The organism is Bianquea renquensis (genome assembly GCF_014384895.1).
In the GTDB taxonomy this organism is placed as follows: Bacteria; Bacillota; Clostridia; order Lachnospirales; family Bianqueaceae; genus Bianquea; species Bianquea renquensis.
The window spans coordinates 81,364-104,537 of record NZ_JACRSQ010000009.1 but is presented as its reverse complement, the minus strand read 5'-3'; the positions used below and the strand labels follow the sequence as shown (position 1 = coordinate 104,537).

The following is a 23,174-nucleotide window of genomic DNA, read 5'->3' as shown; positions in this document are numbered from 1 at the left end:
AGGCACTGGTTCCTATGTCCAGTGCCTTTTTTGTCCAAATTACGGCCGATTGATCTCCAGCATTCTCAACTCCAGCCGCGGGTACAGATCAATGGGATTCAGCTGGGACGCCCGTTTAAAATGCTCTTTTGCACGGTCATCCCCCACAAACAAAGCAAAATACCCCAGCAAACGATGCATCACAGCGGCGCGGGCTGTCCTGCTGCTGTCACAGTAGGACAGAAAGAATGGCGTCGTGTCATAATAACCAGGATCCGTCACCCCTAGCCCGCGGCGGATCTTTTTTTGGTACGCGTCCATCACGGCACGGGCGGAGAGGAAATCCCCCATCCGCACTAAGGCTTCTGCCTGATAATACGCAAGCTCTTTGAGATGCATTTCTGAGAAATAATCGATCTTCAGCGCAAGAATATGCTGATACACCGCCTCGGCTTCCGCCCTGCGGCCAAGTCCGTCCAGGCACTGCGCCTCATAGAACTCATGGGGAATCAGCTTGACCTCGTTCCAAAGCCCGGCGCCCAGATTTTGTGGCAAGATTTTTGCCGCGCGGAATTTTTCCAGCGCCGCGTCCAAATGTCCAGCCGCCAGAAGCTTGCGGCCAATCCCATGCTGCGCAAACATGTATTGATCCGCCACCGCATGTTCTCCGCCTTCACACGGCACGAAGGTGTGGCCGTGAAGTACGTCCAGCGCCTGTTCATACTGCCCAGCCAAATTGTACGCCCTCGCAAGCTCCACAAAGAGATCGTCTCGACTCATCTCCATGCTGTGGTTCCGGATAAACGCCGCCGTTTCCTCCGGCGGCAAACCAAGTTTTGCCCGGACGTACGCCGTTTCCAACACCAGCTGCTCTTCCTGGGGCGCAAGGCTCAGCGCTTTTTCCAGAAGGGGAAGTGCCTCCTCCCTTCGGTTCAAATGGCTATAATATGCAACCGCCAGGTTGCGGTACGCCGCGTACATGGCCGGCTGCTCCTCTACCGCGCGCCTAAAGCAGTCAGCCGCTCGCTCATACTGTCGTTTTGAATAGAGGAGGCAGCCGAAGCGATACTGCGCTTCGGCAAACTCTGGGTGCTCTTCTGTTGTCTGTCGGAGTAATTCGTATTCTTCAATGCGGGACGGATATGCGTGTGCCGGCGCCATCGGCTCTGCCTCGTGGCATTCGCCCAGGAGAAGGCAGATTTCCAGATTTGGCTCCGCGATACCGCGAAGCATCGCCTTTCCAGCTTCGGAAAAACCGGCCTGGGCTAGATCAAAATACACATCCAGCGCAGTCTGGGCTGGATCACTGTGCAGCGCAGCGTAAAATTCATCCGCAGGCATTACGCCGCACAGCACGGCGGCGTACCGCGCCAGATGGTGTAGCGGGTCCTTTTGGATGAGTAAGGTTATCTCCTGCTGCGCTTCCTCTGTCCGGCCGAGTTCCCACAGCGCCAGCGCGTGGTACACGCCGCCTAATGGATGATCCCCATTATACCGCAGAGCCTCCGCGCTGTGCTCCGCCATTGCTTCATAGTCATGCCACCGGCCTTCCACAGCAGCGATCTGTACCATGGCGGCGCTATAGGTATCCATATTCCACGATGCTTTCCAGAACAAATCATAGGCATCCTCCTCCCTGTGCTGCGCCAGTCGGATCAATCCAAGCAATTGGTATAGCCGACCGCTTTCAGGCCGTTTGTTATACCGCGTCATGACAGTTATCGCTCGCTCTGCCAGCTCGGAAGCATCGTCAAACCGGCACTGGCGATACCGGTAATCGGCCAGGGATATGAGAGACGGGATATGGCACGGATCTCGGAGTAGCGCTTCCTCCCAATATACATCTGGCTCCACTGCCGGGTCGCGGTATTGCTGCACGTGTATCCCTTCGAGATACAGCTCCTGCGCAGAGCCCACTGTCTTGAAGTTGGGCATATCCTGTGTACATTCAGGTAGATTATACAGAGACTTTTTCTGTACCGTATAGTCAAGCAATTGGCGCTCTCCCGCCGTCACCCTTACACGGCTGCCGGCTCCGGCACAGCCAGCGGGGAATTCAGCCACACGACCTGCTCTCAGCGCGCAGGCGGCACTATAAATCTCTGTATCGCCATCTGTGACGGTGATCGTCACATCCGCGCTACCCGTCAACTGAATCCGCAGCACCGTGTCATCCCAGTACAGCGCCCCTTGACGATTTGCGTAAGTCGGAACACCGAGGGCCCCCACTGGAAACCAGAACTGAGAAAAACACTTGGTCTCATATGGCTCTAGCCACGAAAAGTCAGGTTGATTGTCGGAATAAGAGCCTGCCATCAATTCAGCATAGGCGCCATCCTCGTCTGTCAACGCGTTTTCCCATGATGTGGCGAGCTGATTGTACGCCCAGGTGAACAGCTTTTTGCCTGGCGATATGTGGTGGTTCGCAACATGTACCACGCCGCACTGGCGGCCATGATCATACCCGCCAAAAAAGTCATATTGGGAGGGCGCGCAAAAATACGAGGTTGGCTGACGGGTATTTTTATGCATGGAGATATCCGTATCCTGCGGGTAGCGAATGCCATTGTATACCCCCAGCGCGTTGGACGCCACCGGGTAGGTGGTGATGGAGCGCTTGTAATGGAATTGGACATAGGATACATCCGGCGGAAAGAAAATCTGATACGCCTCATTCACCGGCACAGCCGTGTTTTCCCACCAGAGGAACGAGTGGCGTAGCGGCGTGCGGTTGCACAGGCGCATCCGCGTCTCAAAGATCGCCTGGCCGGGCTCCAGGCAGATGCCAACCATGCCCTTCATCCGGTCTATGGGATCATGCTCCGACAGCCACACCACCACGCCTTGGCTCGCGGTCCGCTCCACAAAAACATCCACGGGCATAAAGGTGGAGGCGCGATGGTGAAATGGCCAGTTAAATTCAAGACCGCCCGAAATCCACGAGCCAAGGCACCCAATCAGGGCGGGCTTGATCACATGCTGCTTATAGAAAAAATCGTAGCCTGTCGTTTTATCCAGTGCAGAATAAATCCGTCCCCCGAGCTCAGGAAGAATCTCAAGTTTGAGATACTCGTTTTCCAGGGTGATACAGCGGTATGATTTTTCAACCTTCTTCTCCCGACATACTTGGAGTACCACAGGGTTCGGGTATGGGTTACCGGATGTACGCTGATGAACTCGGTTTTCGGCAAACATTGGCAGCACTTCCGCCGGCGGCTCTGGATATGTGGGCAAGACAAGGCTGCCGTCAGTTACAGTTACCTGTTCTCTCATAAAAATCTCCATTCTGGAGCGTTAGCGACAGCGGCGAATTCTGCCACCAGAGCTATTTGTGACGCTCCGGCACAAATAGCCGTGTGAAAAATAAGCGATCAAGCTTATTTTTCGCACTATCCTCCATCTAAATCAATGTATTGCAAAGGATGCGCCGCAAATATAAATCTGCGGCGGCCTTAAAAGCTAATCTTTCGTATCAACCAATTCCCACTTGACGCACCGTAACACGTGAGGCGGTGGGCCCGCCTATTCCATCTGCTTCCGCCAGCAGCTCTGTGAGTCTGGCTTCATTCGCTTCCCGATGGCGGAACAACTGAAGAATCGTCTCATAGTGGGGACCACAAAATTCCAAAAATGCTGGCTCCACGCCCTGGCTTTCTTCGACACGATACCCTGGGATCCGCTGAAGATCAATTCCTCGTTCCTTACAGCGTACAATCTGATAGGCAAGGCGGCGCAAATCATGCATGGGTGTATACCACTCCGCGCAGAGTAGACGGTACAGCTCTGCCGAAATCTGCCTATTGGGATTTGCCTCTGAACAGGCGATGTTGATGCCAGCGGCGACCTCCGCCGCCGTGTAAATCCCTACATCCCGCCCATTCAGGGCAAGCAGGTACCGTCCCTCATCTAAGCCTTCCACTGCAAGGATTTCCTGATTGAATCTTTCTGTTATGGGAAAATATGCGTCAAGCTCTCGATATGGTTCACTGTCATAACAGGGGAAGGATTCAGGTCTATACGTAAAGGAGGCGGCACTTGAGCTTGTGTTCACATCCTGCACAGTAGCCCGGTGGGTGCTTATATGGCTTCCGATCCGCGCTGAGGCCACCACTGAACCAAATCCCTGCTCCATGGTCAAAACCGCTGCTATGAGCAGATGCATCACCGCGCGAAAATGAATGCGGTCGGGAGTCATTGTTATAGGAGGCATGGTCTCCCCCATCTGCCTGAACACAGGGCCCAGATCCAGCACGGGAATTTGGGATCCCTCAAAGACCTCCTTGATTCGATGGCCAAGCTCCGCAAGTGCTGCATTCGCTCCCAGAAAGGTCTCTGCGCGGGGATGGTCCCTCCCCTCGTAAAATCCTCCGGGCAGAAGCAATATGGGCGACACCTGATGACTTTGCAGAGTCTCCACAAGTTTCCCACATGCCCTAGCCGCGCAGTCCAGCTTCCAATGATTGATGGCGTTACCTCGCGGATACTGCTCATACTCCACGTCGTTGGTGCCAAGCTGAATCACCGCGTGGGTCGCCCGATTTGAAAGGATATCCCAGTCCATTCGCCGTACCGCGCCTGCATACGTATCCCCGGCCACACCGCAGTTTACCATCTGGATTGTCCGTTCTGGAAAACGGGTGCGGTAACAATACTGAACAAACTGTGGATAGGCGATGGTTGTCGCTTCGGCGGATGTATTGCTGTCACCGATAAATGCAACCGTGTTTTGTGATTGAAATGCTTCGATCATGATTGTCCCCCTGTGCAGCCGCTTCCCCGGCTACTGTGGCGTTTCATCTGCAAGGGCTGTCAGTGTAACCGGTATCTGTTTGACACCGGCAACGGTAAAGGTCATGTCCTCCACCGCTTCATACCCTTTGGCGGTAGCTGACCACGTGTATTCGCCTTCCGGAAGGAGATAGGTGCCGTCCGCCTGGGGCGCAATCACTGTCCCATTTTGTTTCACAACAAGTAGGGTATTGTCTGGCTCTAAGTTGAAGGTAATTCGAAATCTCGGCGCAACATAGGTATCAGCCGTCAGATCAAACCAACGGTAGGTATTATCCTCATTGCGGTACAGATACAGCGGCGTCTGACGGATTGCCTCCTGTCCGTTGTACGGTGTATCAATTCCGTATTCCGCTGCAATCGTCTGATAATATGCAAATTTCGTTTTGGCGGTATCCACCGGCGACATGCCAGTATTGTCGATGGAATTCGCCTGGAAATGCACTCCAACGATCTGCCCCGCGGCTACGGAACTATCTCTCCACGGAACAGCCGCTTCCACGATGTATCCAGAACCGTCCTCTTTGACTCGGACAACATAATTCCCCTGGGTACTGTTATCATAGCTGTTCAAGTATGCCTGACCGTCTGCGTGAATCGTCGTAACATGGGCCGTCCCGATTTCTGTCTTCACACTTAGCTGCACGCAGTCTTCAAAGCGGATAAAGGTACGCCATTTTGTCAGATCCCCCGCTGCTAGATAGGCATCCAATAATGGGTTGCTGTTGATGCTGGCCGTTGAAATATCGGCATAATAATAGAGATTCGTATCGTCCCAGAGCATGTAGAGAAAGCCGGTGGTCTCTTGCTCCTCTACATCGTTCAAGAGGGCGTAACACATAGGGCCAAGCTCCGTGCGCGCGCTGCGCAGATACGCGGTGTCCAGCCTTCCATCCACTACCGGCGCAGTGCGAAGGATTTTGCTCTCCTCACTCCAAGTCTCGGATGAAAGTGTATAGGTCGTTACGTCGGAATTGCCATAGCGGAAAACAGGGGCCTGCTGTGCGGTAGCTGTACCTGCGGCAACCTGCTCCAGATAGTTCGCCCAGCGGGTTGCGTCTGCACTCGTCTCCCGGAAGCGAATCTCCACTTCATCCCCCGCCTGCATCCCTTCGCCAAAGGGAACCGCAAATTCTACGGAGTAGCCGGACCCATCCGCTTTTGGCACGACAGCGTACTTTGCATCGCCCGTCCAGCCATTGAGTGTACAGTAGTAGCCATCTCCATCTCCGTGTACAATCACTGAGTATAGCTGTGAATTCTTCGTCTGAAGGTCAATCTGCACGCAATCCTGTAAATATGCGTTTTCCGATGTCCCCCCGTTGAGCAGAGGATTGCTGAAAATTCCTGTTTTGTTGACGTCGGCGTACACATACAGGTTATTCTCGTCCCAAATAAGGTAGCCTGTGGCAGTTGTATCCGTGGCCGGTACGGCTGAGGCGTCCGGTGACGCCTGGTATTCCTGTCCTAACACCATCCTCGCGGAACTGGCATACGCGGCATCGCGCACGCCATCCACGTCGGGAGTGTAATACCTCACATCCGTGGCAGACAGTCCTGTGCCAAGGGTAAATACAAAGGGCCCTACAGCGGAGGTAACCGTCTGGCCGTAATTGTATTTCGCCAGGGATATCGCCTGCACCTTCCAGTAATACTCCTGCTCGTAGCCCGCTAATTCAACTTTGTACTCCGCCTCCGATGTTGTAAAGTCCCTGACGTCCTGAGTAAAATTTGCATCTTTGGCAATGGTCAACACATAGAAATTGACACCGCCCAGCTTTTTCCATTTGAAATTGACTTGTTCAGCGTTAACTGACTCATTCTGTGTCGGGGTGAGCAGGGACAGCGGGGATCCCATGGCGAGTGCGTCACCGGGAAGCTGTGAATTGGTAAATCCTAGCTTTTCATAGAGGTCGGAACTGCGGGTGTAGGCCAACTTCTCTTCCTCGGTGGTCAATGATAGATTTTGATTATCGCTGAGCACCGTATAGGGCGCCGCATAGGTGTTGGTATTGATGGCAGGACTGTTGATGATTTTGTTGCCGGTGAAGGTATTACCCGTTGCAGCCCGAACATAGGCAAGGGTGGCATTCTCTGTGTCATTGTCCTCCCAAGCCTCAATTGCGGTCCCACATTTTTCCGCCATATCCTCGTAGTACGGGTATCGTGTCTCCCAGGGGCCATCCTTGACCTGCGCATACCAGTTGACCATTCCATTATAAAAGCTATAATATGTGCTGGACGCTAAATTGGCCGTCGTGGAAGCGCCATCCGATACTTCGGCACTCACGTGGCAGTCTATGAGGGTATTCTGCTTATACACATTGTCATCCCCACAGTGGACAAAAATCCCGTAGGACATGTTTTCTACAACATTCTCATAGGCGTAATTTCCGGAACACCCGTCGTCCATATAAATTCCACGGGCATTGTTCGTGCCGGGCGGATTGGAATCATGGATATAGTTATGGCGTATCACGTTTCCTACATTGTAGGCGGCTCCCGACACGTAAAATGCGCCGGCATCTCGCTGTGCGTAGGATTGCGCCGTCATTTCATTGTATTCTAAAATGCATTCTGTTCCCACAACCGAGACGCCCATACTGCGGGTGTATTGCACCGTATTGTGGGAGAAGATATCCCCCACCCCCAATATTTGACAGGCGGTCACTTGAATATCTTGGATTAAGCTGTTCTGCAAGAAACAGCGGGAAGGCGTCAGCTGTCTTCGCGTCTGTGCCGATACGGAGGACTGAAACGCAACATAACTTGTGCGCCGGATGGTAGAATACGTCATGCCGCATTTAAAGGATTCATAGATATCGACGCCATAGCTGCTCATATCCTGCACGGTGCAGCGCTGCAATAAAACATTCTCGCTGTTCTCGATCCTGATGCCTCCATTGCCCACTTCAAATGTAATACCACTGATTAAAACATTGGAAGCCCCAGACACGGTTACGAGATACTCGGCGCTTGTGGTGGTGGTACACACCACATCTGAGGGCTGCATTGCGCCGTCCATCGGATACACGTAGAGCCGGTCTGTGTCTTCATCTAAGAACCACTCCCCCGGAATCGACAGCTCTTCCAATACGTTATAATAATAATGTGTATTGCTTGAAGCCGCTTTCATGCCTTCCCTGGACCAGCCAAGATATCCGTTGGTCTTGATGGATCGCTGCTCAGCATTGATCTCCGTAATCCGTCCGACGGTTTTCCACCACTCTGCCCAGAATGACCCCCGCACGTAAATGCGTCCAGTATTTTTCCAGTTCAGGGGGGTTGTATCCTGTAGCTCAAAGCAGGAACCGCCATTCAATCCGGAATCGATCACCCGCTTGATGGTTACCTCCCCTACGTCCGGGTAGCGGGCGATGGTCATCTGTGTGCCGTTGACCGTCAGCGCCGGCGCGCCTCCATTTTTCTCTTCCTTAAATTGATAGTACTCTGTCAGCCCAAGCTGTGCCAGATCCGCCACGTAGACTTTGCCCTTCGCTGCGCTGTTCAAACGGTTCCAGTCTTCCGATCCGATTCCCGTTTCTGTCGCCAGCTGAAAATCGCTGCCCGTGAGGGATGACCCGCCGACAAATGCAACGTTTTCGTTCTCATATGCCGCCAGGGTGAGCTTCGTTCTGCTGATCGGATCGCCATGGGCGTCGCTGATGGCTAACCCTTCTGTGACAGCATACTTGCCCTCCCGGAAGAAAATGGCCACGCCTTCTGCGCGCTGGAGTACTGACAACTGTGTCACCGCTTCCAGGGCATGCTTCGGCGTCGCAAAGGGTGAGGTCAGAGATCCGTCTCCAGTTGTATCGCTGCCATCTGGGGCTACATACAATACAGTGCCATAGTCTTCTGCACTGATATTTTTCATGGCAAGTACCGGAACTTCCTCCGGCAGCCCTGCTATCGTCTGTTGAAATCGCTCATAGGCCGTGCTGCCAGTAATGGCGGCATAGCCGTTTATTTCCTGCTGCGTAAGTTTTTCTCCAAAATCAAGATTCATATCTCCACCTGAAGCCGTTATGGCCCGCAATTGATAATATCCATTGATGACTGTAGACGAGGTAAAGACCGGCGCTTTTCCCACAGGGTGAAAGAGGATTGTCGGACTCGATTCCTCCTGGGAAAAATTCAGCGTGAGACCGTCAAATTTAAAATCTCCCGTAAAGACAGCGCAATCCGTGGTAAAAGTCACAGCCTGCCCTGCCGTTTCCCCGATTATCTCCACGGTACCGGTATGATTTCCGGAAAAGACGGACTGATCTATGACCACAGGCGCCCTCAGCACTATCGTTCCGCCTTCTCTGCTGTTGGCATATGCGGCTTGAAGGGAGGAAAAGGTTGCAGCCGTCTCTCCCTCTGCGGCGGAAACAGCGATATGGTCAATATTGCGGAGTGTGTATCCAAAATTTCCGCTATATTCACAGAAATTCAGCCAGCTCTCCGTCTGCGATGACTGCGCGAGATTATACTTTCCATTGATCGCCGCAATCTTCGGCGCACCCTCGAGGGTAATATTGACAGTGTCGATGGTTACAGAACCCCAGCGGCGGCCGCCATATACGTTTGTAATTGTCCCGCCTGCAATCAATATGTTTAGTTTATTCATAGAATTGCTGGAAATCGCAAGATTCGAAATTGTACCGCCGTATATCCGCAAAGTGGCATCGCCATCGGGTGCATCCGCATAAACATTGACATAGGTTCCGCTGTATACTTCAATATCGGAACCTGCTACCGTCGGCGTAGAACCTGTATGCTTTAGGATTAATTTATGATTCTTGTTTTCCAGCTGACTTGCATTTACGAAACTAAAATTCAGATTTTCGATGGTTGTATCCGCTTGCAATGAAATCTTCCCATTTCCGTCACTTCCGGCAAGGGAGGCCTCATAGTCTGTATCTCCGTATGCTCCCGTAATGGTTGCTTCTTTTGCAGGTAGTGTCACGGTACTGCTCAGATCAATTGCCGTGTCACCGCAGACAACAATTATATTTTGCGCCATAGCATTATCCGCATCCAACAACGAGTAGGCCTCCCCTAGGGTTTTGACCGCCATCTCTGGGGTCGTACCATTACCGGAGGATTCCACTGAACCATTTAGATACACTACCCGGATGGCGTCTGCCAATACCGGCCTCGTGCTAGCAAGAAATGTTTGGCCTAACAAGCAAAAAGAAACCAGGATACATAAAAGTTGACCTAATCGTTTATTCATGCAGTTCTTCCCCTTTCTCTTTTGTGCTGGAGGACGAGTACAAAAATTCTTTTGATATCGGATTCCCTCACATCACCCTTCGAAACACCAGGCGAACAGAATCATAATTCCGCTCCAGCGGCAGCTGTAGACCGATCTGCATTAACGCTTCCCCTGTATACCTCTGTCCATCCACCTCCGAACTGCAAGTATCCACTACGCACTCGTAGAAGGCTTCCGGAATCAGGCCGGTTAACCGCACCCGAGCCATACGGTCATCTGGAAAATGGCGACCAAAACAAAAGCCGAACACAGTGAATGCCTGCCGGTCACGGCGGACATACTGCCATACGGCGTATGGGCTGTTCCACGCTGAGACCAGGTGATACACATAGGAATTTTGCAGATCTGCCCGCTCCCTTTTGAACTGTGCCACGCTCGCGCCATATGCATTCAATTCTTCCTGTGAACACCGCAACAGATTGACTCCTATACTCATAGACCCGGTAAAGCCAAGGTTTTCGCGGAATGCATAGGGAACCCCCGGAGTGCCGTTGAATGTTCCAGCGCCGCCTGCGCTTTTGGGCACAAAGAGTGTGGAGAACCCTTCGTGCAGCAACAATACATCCGCTGGAGTGGCGTTATCACTGCGGTTGATCCGGTCAGTATAGCGGACCATGCCATAGTCCGACCGTGCCCCGCCATGGGCGCAATTCTCCAGCAATAGATCGGGATACGCCTCGTTGAGATGTGTCCAGATGCCATAGATATTCTCAATCATGGTAAGCGGCAACTTTTCGCGCTGCTCTTTGCTGCCCGTAGGCCAACCCCAGTCCGTTATATAGCGATTCATATCCCATTTGAGATAGTCCAGTTCATTTTCCTGTATCGTGCGGTCAAGCACATCCAAAACATAGGCAAGCACGTCTTCCCGCGCAAGATTCAACACCAGCTGGTTGCGCGAGGTTGTCTGCGGACGAGACTCACTTTGCAGCACCCAGTCCGGGTGAGCGCGGAATAAGTCGCTATCGGGATTGACCATTTCCGGTTCAATCCACAAGCCAAACTTCATTCCCTGTGCGTGGGCCCGCTCGGCAAAGACCCGCAAGCCATTTGGGAACCGCAGCGGATCTGGCACCCAGTCACCTAGGCCTTTGCTGTCACAGTCCCGGCCAGGCATCCACCCATCATCGATCACAAACAGTTCCACGCCGAGTTCCGCTGCTCGGTCCATCAGGCCCAGAATCTTCTCCTCATCGATGCGAAAATCATATGCGTACCATGAGTTATAGATGACGGGAATCACATTGTGTGCGCGTTTTTGCGGAAGCAGATGGTCCAGTTGAAAATCGTATAGCTGTTCACTCATACCCCCGAATCCACCTGTGGTGAAGCCAGCGGTTATCTCTGGCGTTTCATAGCTCTCGCCGCTGTGCAGTGTCACCGCAGCCTGCTCATCATTGACTCCAGCTGTCACGCTTACCGCACCGAGTTCCGTTCGCTCACATGTAATCTTGAAATCCCCGCTCCAATGTAAAGTTCCAAAGAAGACCTCCCCACTGGTGTCGTCCGCCTTCCCCCACGGGTCGAGGGCAAAAAATGGCACCGCATGGGGGCCGGAGGTGTTGCCGTGGTTGTTCTGGATCACCGTGCGGCAGAGGGGCAGCATCTCTTGCTGTTTCTGATATTCCGCTCCCCAGTTTCCAGCAAAATGGGTTACCCGGTACTGCACTCCCCGCGGAAAATGAAAGGATGCTGACTGCATTTTTCTTAGGTGCAGCGGCTCGCTCCCCTCATTGCGGATTACTGCCCGCCGCGTGATCAGGTCAAGGTCTGGATATATTTCATAGCGCAGTGTAACCGATAACGGGTACTGGCCATCGGCCAATTCAATGGCCAGCGCGCGTCCGTCCGCAGAAATGACATGGCTGCGGTATGCCAGCTGCGCTCCCCGCACCCCGTCCGAATAGAATAGGTCTAGGGCCTGTTCCTCGTAGGAATATGGCTCCCCTGCGCGATATTCGTATTGATTGTTCGTGCGCAGACGAAACGAACTGTCGCCATTTGTTTCCACATGGAGATTGCCGGTTAGCAGGGCAAGGTCGGAGAGAGTCTGTAGCTTCGCGCCCCAGTACAGATGCACAGGTCGCGATTCGGCATTGAGTGCGAAGGCATACGTCGTGTGGGCCGTCTGGATACAAAATAGTGCGTGATCCGGCTCATAGTAAATGCTCATTATACTTTCCTTTCCAGTTCCGCCTCTCGGCGGACTTTCCTATAGGATGAAAGAATGTCCGCGTTTTCCACTAAAAAACGCGGACACGTCTGCTCAGTTCCATTATTTTAGGTTGGCAAGGTATTCCTGATACGCTTTGTTATAGATTTCGTTGAGCTCGTCGCCTCCTGCTGCGCGAACTTCGCGGAGGTAATCCTCTACCTCGGAGATATCCCGAGCGCCGGTGATAAATTTTGCAGTTTCCGACAGGGCATAGGTTTGTACAACCGAAGTTAGATCGCTGACTCTTGCCGCCGTGTCTGCATCAAAATACAGGATATCCGGCGCACCGCTGACCGCATATGGAGCAACGGCATCATACCGCTGTTTATTCACCCGGCCCGTTATGGTGTTGAGATCAAATTCCCCCTCCTTCGCGTATTCCCCTTCATATCCGGCTACCTTATACTGGTTGGCAATGAGCAGGTTTCCCGTGTTCGGGAATGGTTTATAGTTGGCTATATACCCCAGGCACTCATACCCAGAGTAGATGGCCAGCTGCTCATTTTGCTGCATTTTCAGCTCGCCGGTGGTCTCATCCTTCTCCATATACCAGCCATCCAGCAGGCCATAGGTATCCACATCGGATCCCTTTGCCGGCCCGTATTTCTTGAGGAGCGCCCCCTCCTCTGTAAAGAACCAGTTTGCGAACCGAATGGCAACTTCCTTGTTGGAACAATCTTCCGATATCGTAAAATTGCCGATGGAATTGCCGGAACCACTCTTGGCTACCGGTGTGTCATTCCACTCTGAGGTCAGCGGTGAGCAAGCTACCCATTTTTCCACGAAGGAATCGTCTCCGGCAAATCCATTGGAAACGATGGTACTCATGCTGAATTGCGCGTAGGCGCCGCAATACCCAGAACCAGCCTGTGCGCGGGTCGTCTTCCAGTCAATGGAGAAATAGTCTTGGGAAATCAGGCCTTTTTCATACCAGTCCCGGGCAACTTCCAGATACCGCGCATACAGATCGTCACAGCAGATAATAGAGCAGTGATCTCCCACAACGGCATAGTCATAAATGCGCTCAACGCGAAATGTATTGATCTGGAATCCGAGGGCTTGCAGAATAAAGGCAGTCGGATAATCAGCGCCGGAATATCCTGCCAGCGGAACCAGCTTATCTTCCTCCACCTGCATAGGATTCTTTTCCTTAAACTGGACTAACATATCTGTAAACTCGTCGAGGGTGGAAGGCGTTTTGTCCATGCCAATTCCGCTGAGCCAGTCAGAGTGAACCCACATGGCATAATTCGCTGCCGCGTTGTCATCGCCAAGACCGGAAAGGGAATAAATCGCATTATCCGGCGTCGTCAGCGTTGACTTAAAATCAGGATACTGATCAAGTGTGGCCTGAATGTCTGGCGCATAGTTGGCGATCAGATCTGTCAAGTCCGCCAAAATATGTTCGCTGGAACCATAGTTGACAATATCGGTGGAGCTTAACTGCATATTATACATGATATCCGGAATAATACCGGAGGACAGTGCCAAATTCTTCTTTTCCTCCTTGGCTCCCCACTGAATCAGCGTAATATCCAGTGTAATATTGCCCTGGTCCTGTAGATAGACCCACTGCCACGTATCATCGACGTTTTTGGCTGCGTCCTGCGCGGCAACATACATGGAAAGTGTTACCTTTTCTCCACTGTCCTCCTTTACAAACGGTAGCGCACTGTCCAGATTGACATAATCCGGAGCTTTTGTTTCTTCCTCCACGACCGAGTTCTGGGAGGCGATGGAGCCATCTGAGTTGGCGGAGCTGTTGCCGGCGTCAGATGCCTCACTGTCAGAACTGCGAGCACAGGCGGCTAGCGACAGGGTCATGCAGAGAGCTAGAAACAACACAAGTCCTTTCTTTACCATAATCTCTCTCCTTTCTGTTTTCTGTATCAAGATTTGTATGAAATGGCATACGTTTTTTAGACGTTCGCCCCTTCACCGTGAGGGATCTGGTGGATCAGCCTTTAAGGGAGCCAATCATCACACCTTTGACGAAATATTTCTGAATAAATGGGTATAGAAGCAACATTGGCAGGGACGCCACATAGATGATTGCATATTTCATGCTTTCCGCCATATAGGCAAGCCTTGCCTGATTGGAGATCTGTTCCTCCGTAGCGTTGGGATCCGCTAGCAGCTGATCTAATAAGTTTTGATTGTTGATCAAGATATTGCGCAGGACAATCTGCAGCGGCATCAGCTCCGTTTTGTTAACATAAATCAACGCATTGTAATATTCATTCCAACGGCCCACGGCATAATACAGTGCTATGACGGCGATAATCGGCGCCGCCAGCGGAATCGCAATCTGGAAAAAAGATCGAAAATGGGATGCGCCATCGATGGTAGCCGACTCATACAGCTCGCCGGGAATCGAATTTTGAAAATAGGTGCGCGTGATGATCATATTGTAGACACTGATTCCTCCGAGTATCACCAGTGTCCAGCGATTATCCAGCAGACCAAGGTTGTATACATTGAGGTAGGCCGGGATCATGCCGCCTCCGAAATACATCGTGATTACAAATAGAATCGAGAGAAATCCCCGGCCGGGCAACTCCTTCTTGCTTAGCACGTAACCGCAGGGGATGGTCAGCGCTAGATTGAGCGCTGTGCCAAACAGCGTATTGAAAATCGTATTGTAATACCCGCTCCAGATTTTGTCGGAGCCGAGCACGTTGATATAGGACGCCGTGGTAAATCCAACGGGATACAGCGTTACTTTCCCCATATTGACCGCATTCGGATCGGAAAATGACGCGATAAGGACAAACCACAGCGGATATAGCATGATGAGCAGCACCAGAATCATAAGGCAGACATTGATTGTATCGAAGATTTTATCCGAGCGGCTGCTCCGTATTTTACTTTTTTTCTGTTTCATACTTAAACCGGCCCTTTCTGATTACAGAATACTGATGTCCGACAGCTTCTTTGCGATGGTATTGACAAATATAAGCACGATGACATTGACGATATTGTTAAACAGACCAATAGCTGACGCATAGCTGAACTGGCCGCCCTGCAAGCCAATCTGATAGGTATAGGTGCTGATCACATTGGATACCTCAAGATTCAGATCATTTTGCAGTGCAAATACCTTTTCAAACCCGACTCCCAGCAAGCTCCCACAGTTTAGAATTAGCATGATAACAATGGTTGGCAAAATCGTGGGAATATTAATATGCCATACCACCTTGGCGCGGGAGGCGCCATCAATTTTCGCAGCTTCTACCATCTCAGGCGAAACGCCGGACAGGGCTGCAAGATAAATAATCGTTCCCCATCCTAGGCTCTGCCAGATGCCAGAGCCAACATACAGCGCATCAAAATAGGAGGCGTTAGACAGCCAGTCAACTTTTTCGCCGCCTAAAGCGCTGATCACAGCGTTCACGATACCGTACTCCCTGTTGAAGAATAGCAGCACCATCCCACATACGGTGATTGTCGAGATAAAATGCGGTGCATATGTAATCATTTGTACGATTTTTTTGAACGTTACATTGTTCAACTCGTTCAATAACAGTGCCAAAAGTACCGGAAATGGGAAGCCCCATATCAAGGATTTGAAACTGATGCGCAATGTATTGAGCATAATCTTCCAAAAGTTTGGAAAGGTAAGAAAACGGACGAAGTGATCCAGGCCGACCCACTCACTGCCCCAAATGCCTTTGCTAACGCGATAATTTTTGAATGCGATCTGTATACCGTACATTGGAAAATATGAAAAAATGATGAGATAGACAACCGCTGGCAATATCAAAACATACAGCTGCCACATGCTCAGAGCTTTATTGAATGAACGAAGCGGCCGCTGGCTTATCTTCTTTTTCATATATACGGCGCTTGGTTGTGTAGTAATGGAGTGTCTCATCCCTCTGACCCTTCCCTTCTGTTGTGAATCCGGTCCATTGCCATTTTGCCTGCTGATGGCAGATGGGGTATTGGTTCAATGACCCGGCGGCTGATTTCAGTATAGTAGAGCCCATATGGGGAACACAAGTTGAAAAATAGGATTCGCCAGCGGGAAAAAAGGGCCACGGCAGTTGAAAAAAGGGAAATGGAAAGATGAAAAATGAGAAGTTCACAGCGAAAATTGACATGGAAATTGCCTGAAAGCGGCTATTTTGCCCATTATGAATTATTTATGATTTTACCCTCTATTCCCACGCCGTATTCATTCAAATATACCAATCCTTATTGACTTCCGTAAGAACTTTTGTTATGATATAGTAAAAGTTCTCAATGGAGGTGCTCCCGTGACCAGAAATAAAGTGTCCTCACTGATCATGTATTATCTGTCCTATATCAGTGTTGCCCTGATCGGCTGTGCAGCAATCGGCATAGCCATTTTCTTTTTGTCTGTGTCTGAGTTGCGCAACACCGCAGAACACGCGGAGAGCACCCAACTGCAAATCGCAGCTCAGGATCTGGACACACAGCTGAAAGTATTTGAGACGATCCGTGATGAGATAAGCAGCAACAGCTTTTACCGCACATCCTACTTAGCTCAAAATAAATACCACGAGGTCGAATTGCTTCACAATTTTGCACAGTATAATTCCTACTCTGTATTGTCCAGCGATTATTTTCTCTTTTATCGGGGAACCGACAGTGTATTTGCCAGGGAGGCCAAATATGAGCTCGACTACTATTTGAGTTCAATAAACCGCGTTGTCACAGAAGAATCAGAGCTGCATACTCTTACCCGTGCGCTGAATCTCATCTCCGACGTCACTCTGCTAGAGACCGGTGCCAACAAAATTATGATCGTATATCCTGTGCGGCTTGGCTCCGCAGGCACGACCCAGATCGCAGCCGTGCTTTGCTTTGTCATGGACCGCTCTGTCTGGCTGGAACGCGTCTTCTCCGTCTCCGGGAAGCAGACCGGATCACTCTCGATCTACTATCACGGAGAGCGGCTGGCCGGCCCCCAAAATACAGCTATCTCACAGCTACCGCTGGAGAAGGGCGCCATCTATTCGGATAAAAATTGGATCGTCGTTTCCTCCCCATCGGGTGATTTTCTGCTCTCAGAGCAGATTCCTCCCGGAGGATGGTACAGCGGCCTCAGCAGCTTTCGCGTCATTATCCTGGCCATGGGCGCAATCTCTGTGTTGCTGGTACTGCTGGCGATGTATCTGATCGCCAGAAAAAATCATGCCCCCATTCGCAGGCTGGCCGCCCAGGTGCGAGACATGCTTCCCCGTGACGGCTCCGCCGACGAGGCCAGCGAGCTGAGACAAATCGAATTTGCCCTACAGCAAACACATCAACAAAATAACCTAAACCAGCAATTGCTGGCCGATCAGATGAAGCTTCTGACAGAGCAATCGGATTTGCTGCGCCAGCAGGTTCTGCTGCTGGTGCTCAACGGCAACATCAGTGAAGGTGTCCGGCGGCAGCTGACAACCTTGCATCTCTCCCTCAATGGCGCCTATTACTGCGTATATTTGCTCCACTTTGGGGAAACTGTGGAGCCTGATATTCTGAGATCCATCGAAAAGCTTTCCGACGAGGACGCGACCTTATATGCGTTTCGGGTTGGAGAACAACAGGCGGCTGCCATCGGCTGCTTCGCCGTGGAGGATCTCACGGACGGCATTCCAAAACTGATTCAGGAAATCTCGTCTGCCCTGAATTGCGACGTAACCGTGCAGAAGGGTATGGTGGTTGACGCTCTCGAAAAAATGCCGGCTTCCTATTACACGGCTCAATGCAAGCCGGATACAAAACAGGAGGAACAGGCTGGGCCGCCCCGCCAGGCTTCGGGAGAATGGATTCCCTGCCGCTTTCTTGCCATGCTGCTCGACGATATTCGGTCTGGCAACCGCGAAGCAGGGCTTACTCACTTGCAATTGCTGCTCACTGACATACAGACCCGTTACACAAGCCTAATGTTACAGCGCAGTGTCGTTGCGGACATCTTAAGCGAAATGGTTCGGCTTTCCCATGAGCTGGAGGTGCCCATTCTCCCGGAAGAAACCGGTGCAATCCTTGTATATCAACACAGCAGTGCCGTCTGCCGGGATCTATCCGCGCTGGTCAACCGTCTATTCGACCGCCTGGATGAGCAGCGGGCACGCCTTGCCAGCGACCGGGCCATGCGAATCCGACAGTATATCGATCAGCATGCTCTGACATACGACATCAGCCTACAAAAATTGGCGGAGGTCTTTCAGCTTTCCACCAAGCAAATCAACAATGATATACGCTCCGTAACCGGTATGACCTACAAAGGATATGTACTCGACATTCGAATTCGCAAGGCCACCGAATTGTTGGCACAGCCGTCCCTCTCTGTGGTACAGATCAGTGAACGAATCGGATATGTGGATGTCTCCTCGTTTATCAAGGCCTTCCAATCCGCTACTGGCTTGACACCTGCCGCTTACCGCCGGGCACAGAGCGCCGCCACAACCATCGATCCCATATAAAAAAGCGGCTAGCCTCAATGGCACTGCCGCTTCTTCCGTTCGCTGTCTTTCATCCTGTACAATCTTCCGGCGGACTGTCTGTCCTTTATATCAATTCTTCAAACACTACCTGGCGAATCCTGGCAAAGGCTGCGGGAATCGTGATGGCGTCTAGGTCCTCCTCGCCAACCCACCGCATGGTCTCAAGGGTCGGAGCAGGCCTCTCCAGCCTAGCTTCATAGGCCTGCATCTGCCAGACCTGGTGGGAGAATACATGCCTTGCATTGACGAGATGCCTGGTGGGACGGATCTGTAAACCATAGGTTTCCCCCATCCTTTGCTCGAATTCCTCCTCCGTGCGGGCTTCGACTCCGGGGAATTCCCAAAGCCCTGCCAGAAGTCCTGTATCTGGCCGGCGAGTCATCAGCACCTCCCCTTTTTCATTGCGCAGAATGGCAATTCGCAGTTGAATTTCCTGCGGTTTTTCCTTCTTTCGCCGCAAGGGAAGGTCCGCCTGCGTTCCTGCGGAGTACGCGGAGCAATGGTCACAGATGGGACACTGTCCACACCGCGGCGTCTGGGGAATGCACACCATGGCTCCCAATTCCATCAGACTCTGCGCAAAGTCGCTAGCTGAGTCTTTGGGATAGCATTCCGTTAGGATATCCGTTATCACTGTTTTCGTCTTTGGCAACAGAATGTCCTGTTGGATGCCATACAGTCTTGCCATCACTCGGAGCACATTGCCGTCCACCGCGGGATACGGTTTGTCGAAAGCGATGCTGAGAATGGCTCCCGCGGTATAGTCCCCAATGCCGGGCAATGCCCGCACTGCCTCATATTCAGACGGAAAAATCCCTCCGTACCGCTCACAGACCACCCTGGCCGCCCGCTGGAGATTTTTCGCTCTCGAATAGTATCCAAGCCCTTCCCAAAGCTTCAACACCGCGTCCTCGTCGGCATAGGCCAGCTCCGCAATGGTGGGAAACGCTGCCATAAATCGAGTGTAATATCCCATCACCGCTTCCACTCTCGTCTGCTGTAGCATGATCTCTGAAACCCAGATGGCATATGGATCCTTTGTTCTGCGCCACGGCAGATCACGCTTGACGCCCCGATACCAGGTGACAAGCGCATAGGGCCAGTGGATCATTCGCCCACCGCCAACAGATCGTCAAGTAACTCCTGAGAAATGGATTTTTCTGAGAGCGCCTTTCGGAATTTTTTAGTGACTCCGCTCGCCTTCTCACCAGATGAGATTGCCAGCAATCCTAGAAGCCGGCCCTCCTTAACCGCGACCCGGCGATACTCATCGTCCCATCTCTGTTCATAGATTCTGGCCTCTGGGTCCTCGATATTGGAGGCCAATGCGCTGATAACATGAACGCCGAAAAATGCAATATCATTGACCATGGGCACTGGCGAATAGTCCGTACTCTGCCCCGCCATATTTTTTCCTGCACACTGTCCCTGAGCGTAGGCAGCGGACCACAGGGAAATGGCCGCAGGCTTTCCTGTAACGGGATCGACGGTGGTGATAACGTCGCCGGCCGCGTAAATGTCCGATGCGGAAGTCTCCATCCTTGAATTGACCACAATTCCCCGATTGATCTCGATCTCCGCAGTCTGCGCTAGCTTCACGTTGGCGCGGATGCCGACAGCTGCGATAAAAACCTTTGAGGGAAGGACGGTACCATCCTTGAGATGGAGACGTGATCCCTCCACGCGCGTCACCGTATTCTCTAGATGGAATACAACACCCTCCGCTTCCATGGCCTGCTTGAGAATCTCCGAGGCTGCCGTATTGCATATGGTGGGAAGGAGTCGCGGCGCCAGTTCCACCACATGTACCGCCTGCTTTGTGTAATGGCGCAACTCCTCCGCCACCTCCAACCCAATCAACCCGGCGCCCAGAATTGCCGCCTCTGTCTCCTCACTGACACTCTCTTTTACAAGCTTGGCGTCCTTTAATTCCAGAAAGGTGTGGAAGTTCGGATGGCTCTCCAGCCCCTCCATAGGGGGAACGAAAGGCTGAGCTCCTGTGGCCAGCAACAATCGATCATATGGCAATCGATCGTCGTTGGATAAAAAAATGTACTTCTCTTTAGGATCGATCCTCACTGCCTGCGTGTCCTTATACAGATGAATCCGTTTATCCTCATAGAAGCGATCTGGCCGGTACCACAGCTTCTCCTCTGCTATCTCACCGCCCATATACCGGGCAATCAATGGACGATTATACACGCGGTATTCTTCCTCCGAGACGATGGTAATATCGCATTCTGCATCCGCTTTGCGCAACACTTCCGCTGCCGATACGCCAGCAGCAGAATTTCCAATAATGACATACTGCATATGAACCTCCCTTTCTGGAGCGCTAGCGACGGGGCAAAGAGAAATTCGCGAAGGCGATTTCTCTTTTGCCACCAGAGCAATTTGTGACGCTCCGGCACAAATTGCTGTGTGAAAAATAAGCGATCGAGCTTATTTTTCACACTAACCTCCCTTTCTTCTAAGCATGGATGCGCTGCAAAACACAGCCGCCTCCCAAAATATAGCCATCCCTGTACCAGACGGCTGCTTGTCCTGGCGTGATCGCCCGCTGCTTCTCCTCAAACCGGCATTCCACAAGGCCATCCCCGCGCCGCACAATGGTGCACGGTGCTGCCTCGTGGGAATACCGGATCTTTCCCATGGCCTTCACCGTCTGCCCAACCGCAAGGTCCGAAAGCAGCATCCAATTGCAGTCGTCTGCCAACAGGCCAGGGGAAAAACAGTCCTGATCCTCCCCCAAAACGACTTCCCGCGTTTCGGGACGGATCTCTACTACAAACATTGGCCGGCCCATTGCGATTCCCAGCCCTTTTCGCTGTCCAATAGTATAATGGATGATTCCCCTGTGATTTCCAAGGACATGGCCTTTGGTATCCACAAAATGCCCCGGCTCCGCTTCCCTTCCCGTGTACTTTGTCAAAAATCCGGCGTAATCCCTGTCTTCCACAAAACAGATTTCCTGACTGTCCGGCTTGTTCGCCACAGGTAAGCCGATGGACTCTGCTATGGCGCGAACTTGCACTTTTGTGTACTTGCCCAAAGGCATGAGCGTGCGGGCCAACTGCTCCTGTGTCAGATTGTAGAGGGCATAGGTCTGATCTTTGCCGTGATCTGCTTTTCTTAATGTATAGCGGCCATCGGGCAACTGAACCACCTGGGCATAGTGCCCGGTGGCGATGAAATCCGCTCCAAGGGATAGTGCCTTCTGCAACATTGACTGCCATTTCACATACCGGTTGCAGGCGATGCAGGGATTGGGAGTTCTGCCCTGATAATAGCTCAAAGCAAAATAATCCATCACTTTACTGCGAAAGACGTCTTTAAAATTCAACACATAATAGGGAATCCCCAGAGTCTGGGCTACGGCCGACGCATCCCGGACTGCGGAAACGCCACAGCAGCCTCCATTTTCTTCCACATGGCAGCGATCCTCATCCTGCCAGATCTGCATCGTGACGCCGATAACGTCGTAGCCCTGTTCTTTTAGGAGATATGCGGCAACGGAAGAATCGACGCCTCCGGACATCCCAACTACCACTTTTTTCTTCGTCATAGCGGCCTCCTTATCTTCCTTTATTATACTACAGAAGGCATTCGTTTGTAAACGTATGCAAAACAAGAAACCTGCCTGTATTTTCCCCTCCTTGCACAAAATCATGTACTTGTGCTGCGAGGGCCATGACTCAGACTTTATAATGGACCTGCATCAAGGTCAACCCCTGTGGCGGCGCGGTAAACCCTGCCACCTCCCGATTTTTTTGCTCAAAAATCCAGGGGATGGACTCCGGTTGTCGCCTCCCCTCCCCCACTTCCAGAAGGGTTCCAACTAAAATCCGGACCATATTGTATAGAAATCCATTGCCTTCTAATGTAAAGCGTATCTCATCCCCCATTCGCTCCACATCCAGATGCCTGAGAGTCCGCACTGTCGACTTTTTGCTTCGCTTGACCGAGGAAAACGATTGAAAATCATGTTCCCCCAGGCAGTAGGCGGCAGCTTTTTGCATGGCTTCTGTGGAAAATGATCTGGCGTCCTGGTACACAAATCGCCTTTCAAACACATTGGGAATCGGACTGTTCCAGACGCGGTACCGGTATTCTTTGGATGTGGCCAGCAACCGGCTGTGGAAGCGCTCTGGTGCTTCTTCCACAGAGAGGACGGCGATATCCTGAGGCAGATACGCATTCAAGTAGCGCAGCATCTCTTCCGGCTTCATTGCCCTCTCACTCTTAAAATTCGCCACCTGCCCCGCCGCGTGGACACCGGCATCCGTCCGCCCCGAACCGTGAATCTCCACAGCTTCCCCCAGCATCCGAGAACAAACCTCTTCTAACTTTCCCTGGATGGTATTTTTTGTGTTGCCCTGCTTTTGCCACCCATCATACCGCGTTCCGTCATATTGAAGCCTGATCTTGTAGTTCTTCATCCTATCCCCCCTTCTATTTTCTCTTTATT

At 51.8% G+C, this 23,174-nt stretch carries 12 protein-coding genes; 1 reads left to right on the top strand and 11 read right to left on the bottom strand.

Features of this window, described 5'->3' with window-relative positions:
* Positions 1-39: 39 nt before the first annotated feature.
* The 7 genes from H8730_RS07915 to H8730_RS07885 form a co-directional block, all read right to left on the bottom strand.
* A complete protein-coding gene (locus tag H8730_RS07915; protein ID WP_249289644.1) occupies positions 40-3,252 on the bottom strand; it encodes a DUF5107 domain-containing protein in 3,213 nt (1,070 codons plus the stop codon).
* A gap of 199 nt (positions 3,253-3,451) precedes the next feature.
* The gene (locus H8730_RS07910; protein WP_177716081.1) at positions 3,452-4,729 is read right to left on the bottom strand and encodes an SGNH/GDSL hydrolase family protein; all 1,278 of its coding nucleotides are present in this window, start codon (positions 4,727-4,729) and stop codon (positions 3,452-3,454) included.
* A gap of 30 nt (positions 4,730-4,759) precedes the next feature.
* Complete coding sequence (locus H8730_RS07905) at positions 4,760-9,991, bottom strand: sugar-binding protein (RefSeq protein WP_249289643.1); 5,232 nt, start codon at positions 9,989-9,991, stop codon at positions 4,760-4,762.
* 67 nt (positions 9,992-10,058) lie between these two features.
* The gene (locus H8730_RS07900) at positions 10,059-12,206 is read right to left on the bottom strand and encodes an alpha-galactosidase (RefSeq protein ID WP_249289642.1); all 2,148 of its coding nucleotides are present in this window, start codon (positions 12,204-12,206) and stop codon (positions 10,059-10,061) included.
* Positions 12,207-12,308: 102 nt separating this feature from the next.
* On the bottom strand, positions 12,309-14,111 hold the full coding sequence (locus H8730_RS07895) for a type 2 periplasmic-binding domain-containing protein (RefSeq protein ID WP_249289641.1): 1,803 nt from the start codon (positions 14,109-14,111) through the stop codon (positions 12,309-12,311).
* Between the two features lie 94 nt (positions 14,112-14,205).
* The gene (locus H8730_RS07890) at positions 14,206-15,132 is read right to left on the bottom strand and encodes a carbohydrate ABC transporter permease (protein WP_249289640.1); all 927 of its coding nucleotides are present in this window, start codon (positions 15,130-15,132) and stop codon (positions 14,206-14,208) included.
* 21 nt (positions 15,133-15,153) lie between these two features.
* Complete coding sequence (locus H8730_RS07885) at positions 15,154-16,083, bottom strand: ABC transporter permease (RefSeq protein ID WP_177716088.1); 930 nt, start codon at positions 16,081-16,083, stop codon at positions 15,154-15,156.
* Between the two features lie 424 nt (positions 16,084-16,507).
* Here H8730_RS07885 and H8730_RS17865 point away from each other — a divergent pair, with 424 nt between their 5' ends.
* Entirely contained in the window at positions 16,508-18,685 is a 2,178-nt protein-coding gene (locus H8730_RS17865; RefSeq protein WP_249289639.1) for a helix-turn-helix domain-containing protein, read from the top strand.
* An 85-nt stretch (positions 18,686-18,770) separates the two neighbouring features.
* Here the strand turns inward: H8730_RS17865 and mutY are convergent, their stop codons facing one another.
* The 4 genes from mutY to truA form a co-directional block, all read right to left on the bottom strand.
* Positions 18,771-19,817 (bottom strand): A/G-specific adenine glycosylase, encoded by a 1,047-nt coding sequence (gene mutY / locus H8730_RS07875; RefSeq protein WP_249289638.1) that lies wholly within the window; start codon positions 19,815-19,817, stop codon positions 18,771-18,773.
* Entirely contained in the window at positions 19,814-21,019 is a 1,206-nt protein-coding gene (locus H8730_RS07870) for an NAD(P)/FAD-dependent oxidoreductase (protein WP_177716094.1), read from the bottom strand. Before H8730_RS07870 ends, mutY begins: the two co-directional genes overlap by 4 nt.
* 157 nt (positions 21,020-21,176) lie before the next feature.
* Positions 21,177-22,298, bottom strand: a complete 1,122-nt coding sequence (gene mnmA, locus H8730_RS07865) for a tRNA 2-thiouridine(34) synthase MnmA (protein ID WP_430385380.1) — start codon at positions 22,296-22,298, stop codon at positions 21,177-21,179.
* Positions 22,299-22,401: 103 nt separating this feature from the next.
* Entirely contained in the window at positions 22,402-23,145 is a 744-nt protein-coding gene (gene truA, locus H8730_RS07860) for a tRNA pseudouridine(38-40) synthase TruA (RefSeq protein WP_177720276.1), read from the bottom strand.
* Positions 23,146-23,174: the final 29 nt, after the last annotated feature.